Source organism: Aequoribacter sp., from assembly GCF_965659035.1.
In the GTDB taxonomy this organism is placed as follows: domain Bacteria; phylum Pseudomonadota; class Gammaproteobacteria; order Pseudomonadales; family Halieaceae; genus Aequoribacter.
The window spans coordinates 354-4373 of the sequence record NZ_CBFHWH010000125.1; the positions used below are offsets into that span (position 1 = coordinate 354).

Sequence of the window (4020 nt, forward strand, 5' to 3'; positions counted from 1 at the left end):
TTGTTGATCAATAGCAGCAACCAGTTGCATTTCGGAGGTGCCCGGATTGGCGAAGCAAAGCTCCACACCAGCGTCCGCCAGCGAGTTGATTAATGATTCTGCACCATTCATGCTACTACCCTTACGGTGTTATAAAACCTGCACTTTACTGTATTGCAAAGTCAATTGCACAAACTGTCGAATACACGACATTTACGACCTCGGCAGATCTTGGTAGTGTGAACATCGTTCCCTAACAATAACAGGAATCTTTGTGATCAAGCGTCGATCAATATTGAAGAGTCTGGGGCTCTCAGTTGCTGCGAGCCCCCTAATGCAGGCCACTCGATCGCGATCTGAGAGTGATGTGTTCAGTCATATTTTGTGTACCTGCAGTGACTCACAGATTTCAGTAACATTGTCCACCCAGGCGTCAATGCAAACTCCCACTTTGCGATGTGGAGATCACCTGTCTTCTGGCGCGATGGTCGATTCTGAAGGTAAACACTGGCAGTTTGCCATTAATGGGTTGCGTGCTGATACAGAGTATTCGCTGCAAGTTCGTGACGCTGGGAGTGACGTCGGTGCATCTTGGCCCTTGCGGACATTTCCGAGTCCTGATTCGATACCAGAAAAATTCAAGCTGTTAAGTTACACCTGTGCGGGCGGTGGCGACGGTTTTGGGTTCATGGGGAAGCAATACTTTAAACCTTTAGACTTTAAACGACGTCTGTTGGCATCAGCGCTGGCCGAAAAACCCGATGCAGCTCTCGCTATAGGTGATCATGTGTATTGGGACTTGCGGGGGCAAGGCATACCTCAAATTGGTCGCAAGAAACCTCTCCTAAAATGGGTTCTGGGACATTATCTTCGGTGGAAATTCGGGGAGTTTGATCGGTCTGCGGCGATGATAGGTACGGGCAACGAATCTGTACTCAAGGCGATTGGACAAGAGCAGATCGCGGCCTTGTACGGCACGGATTTTAAGTCGGTACCTGTGTTTTTTATTGGCGATGATCACGACTATTTTGAAAATGATGATGCTGAAAAAGACTTGGTCACTTTTCCTGCCGATGCCTTCTCTAAACGCGCGTCCAAAGCTATGGCGGATTTGTATTATCCCGCTTTACTGGATCGCCCTAAAGGCGGTAACGGTCGACTGGCAGGTCGGCTGCGCTACGGGAAATTGTTTGAGGGTTTTTTGCTCGATTGCGCTGGTGGGCTGACACTCGGAGACAATGCGCGATTGGTGCCTGAGGACATTGAGGCTTGGGCTCGAGAGGCTTGCGTTGGATCTAGTGCGACACATTTTGCATTTATTCCTTCGCATCCATTGGGTTATACCGCAGGTAAATGGCGAGAGTGGTATCCTGATGTGGTGGCGGAAGAAGGTGAAGATACGGTTTCTAACGAATTAATGGGTGAAACCAAGGGCACTTTGGGTGTGAATGCCGATAAATATCTCTGGCAGAAAGGTTGGTGGAATCAGCATCAACGTATCCTAGCGGCGCTGGCCAACAGACCGGGTTCGCGTTTTATGATCTCGGGTGATATTCATGCGTTGGCCGCTGAGCGCATTGTGCGCAGCGGTGACCTTGATCTTTCTGACCGCCCCCTTACGTCACTTTTGTCGGGGCCCGTGAGCAGTTCGGATGGGACTTGGCCATCCGCGGCTCGGGGCGTACGAGCTGCAGTTCCCGCTTGGCTTAAGGCAGAGACCCTAGTGCCGGTCACAGAGGTAAATAGTTATACCATTATCGAGATAACAAAGGACTCGGTGAGTATGCATTTGCGAGACTGCGGTGGATACGATCGCAGCTTAAATGAGACGGGTGAGGTCTTACGCAGTACCACCATTAATGTATAGGGCGCTTAGTGCATACCTAAGCGCTGAGCCAGCGTGTTTCGGTCACCAGATAGCGCAACACGATTGTCACGTTTGCTAAGCTGATAATCGTACATCGGGTCATAGTAGTCGGTTAGCAAAAAGCGTATCCATTGTTTGTGTGCTTCTGGGCTGCCTTGTCGATGTTGGTCTAATGCCTGGGCCATGAGCCTGTTAAGTTCTGCGTAACGCACTCCTCCTAGGCGTTTGCGGATGGAATAAGCTGAGCGCTCCAATGATTCCGCGAAGGCCGTAAATGCCAATTCATGTTCTTGTAATTGGACTTCCCATTCTTCTAGATTGCTCAGGATATAAGCGTGGTAAGAATGATCGACTCGCTCGTCAAGTGGGGCTTCTAAGACCCACAGTGGGGCTTGTTGCATCTGTTTCAACAAAGGTGCAGGGATGGCGCAGCGGCCAATCAACTGGCTTTCGTCTTCTAAAACTAAGGTTTTGCGATTGCTTGCCTCGTGTTTCAGTAAAGCAATAGCTAATGCGCTCTCGAAGCTAATTTGAGTCGGCTGAGGACTGGGGCGGCGTCCGAAGGCGCTGCCCCGATGGTGCGCTAAACCCTCCAAATCGACCGAGCCTAAAGGCGAGTGGTTTGGCATTTGATTTAGCAATACGGTTTTAGCAACGCCCGTTCGCCCCGCAATAACGATAATGTTTTGAGTCTCGGAGATCCTAACAAGCTCGTTTATCAACCAGGTTCGCATTGCCTTGTAACCACCCACCACCAAGGGGTAATCAATGCCGTTTTCGAACAACCACTGTTGGGTAATGTGCGAACGCATGCCGCCCCGAAAGCAAAACAAGGCGCCGTCTGGATTTGCATGCGCAAAGTCTCCCCAAGCGGTAATGCGTTCATCTTTGACGGACCCGTTCACCAGCTTGTGTCCCAGGGCGACGGCCGATTCTTGGCCCTTCTGCTTGTATTCTGTGCCAACGGCCGCGCGTTCATCGTCCGTCATTAGGGGTAAATTGACCGCCGAGGGAAATGATCCTTTGTTGAATTCAATCGGAGCACGCGTGTCAATTAAAGGCGTATCATTTAAAAATACGTCCCTAAAGTTGGTGATTTGGAGGGGCATTAGCGCACCAAAATCCGGGGTGCATCGGCCGTCGATGCCATCATTTTGCCAAAGTGTTTGTGGGGCAAGCCATGTTGCTGCAATAAATCTTCAAGCTCAGCGCCGTATTCGGGGGCTACGCTAATTAAAATGCCGCCGCTGGTTTGGGGGTCAAACACAATGGCATCGTGCTCAGGTGCGGATGTGATTATCTGATCGCCGCAGGCCTGCCTGTTTCTGTGCGTGCCGCCCGGTAGGCAGTTTTCTTGGATGTAATGTCGAACGTTGGGAAGCAGAGGTAGCCTGTTGTAGTCTACCTCAGCGCGTAGGCCAGCTGCCTGGCAAAGCTCCAATAGGTGGCCGCCCAAGCCGAAACCCGTGACGTCTGTCATTGCGCGAATATAGGGAAGTTTAGATAGTTTCGCGCCAATGCGATTAAGCTGGCACATGGTTTCGGTCGCGCGGTGGGTATCTTCGGCAAGTAGGGCCCCCTTTTTTTCTGCTGTTGTCAGTAAGCCAATACCTAGGGGTTTGGTAAGATAGAGTAGGTCTCCGGCTTGGGCTTGTGCATTTGTTTTTAAATCCGCTATTGGCACGATGCCAGTGACCGCCAGTCCAAAAATGGGTTCGGGAGCGTCGATACTGTGGCCGCCCGCAAGCGGTATCCCAGCGTCACTGCACACTTTGCGGCCACCTGCGATCACATCGGCGGCGAGTTCGGGCGGGAGCTTGTCCAACGGCCACCCTAAAATTGCAATGGCCATTAGCGGCGTACCGCCCATCGCGTAGATGTCGCTCATTGCGTTGGTTGCGGCAATGCGCCCGAAATCAAAAGCGTCATCGACAATTGGCATAAAAAAATCGGTAGTGCTGAGTATCGCCTGCCCATTGCCAATGTCCATGGCGGCAGCATCGTCTTTGTGGTCGTTCCCGACTAATAAGTTAGGGTGGCTGATGCCCGCGCTGCGTTCGCTGCTTGCTTTTAATATTTTATCGAGTACGTCTGGAGCAATTTTGCAGCCGCATCCTGCCCCATGGCTGTACTGCGTGAGTCTGATTTTTTCTTTATCCACGTTGCGTTCCTTG

Annotated in this window: 3 protein-coding genes; 1 reads left to right on the forward strand and 2 read right to left on the reverse strand. The window is 51.3% G+C overall.

The genetic code is table 11. The features are described 5' to 3' along the window. Window positions 1–415 precede the first annotated feature (415 nt). Window positions 416–1846, forward strand: coding sequence for a phosphodiesterase (locus tag ACTF5Z_RS11460; RefSeq protein ID WP_438985754.1), 1431 nt, complete (start codon window positions 416–418; stop codon window positions 1844–1846). A 5-nt stretch (window positions 1847–1851) separates the two neighbouring features. On the opposite strand, the gene mnmH is transcribed toward ACTF5Z_RS11460, so the two are convergent. Further along, on the reverse strand, window positions 1852–2955 hold the full coding sequence (mnmH, locus tag ACTF5Z_RS11465) for a tRNA 2-selenouridine(34) synthase MnmH (protein WP_438985755.1): 1104 nt from the start codon (window positions 2953–2955) through the stop codon (window positions 1852–1854). Then, complete coding sequence (selD, locus tag ACTF5Z_RS11470; RefSeq protein ID WP_438985756.1) at window positions 2955–4007, reverse strand: selenide, water dikinase SelD; 1053 nt, start codon at window positions 4005–4007, stop codon at window positions 2955–2957. The genes mnmH and selD overlap by 1 nt, the downstream gene beginning before the upstream one ends. Window positions 4008–4020 lie beyond the last annotated feature (13 nt).

Bases quoted from the DNA above. Each gene is read 5' to 3' on its own strand.
- ACTF5Z_RS11460 (WP_438985754.1), top strand. From the start codon at position 416: ATGCAAACTCCCACTTTGCGATGTGGAGATCACCTGTCTTCTGGCGCG.
- mnmH (WP_438985755.1), bottom strand. From the start codon at position 2,955: ATGCCCCTCCAAATCACCAACTTTAGGGACGTATTTTTAAATGATACG.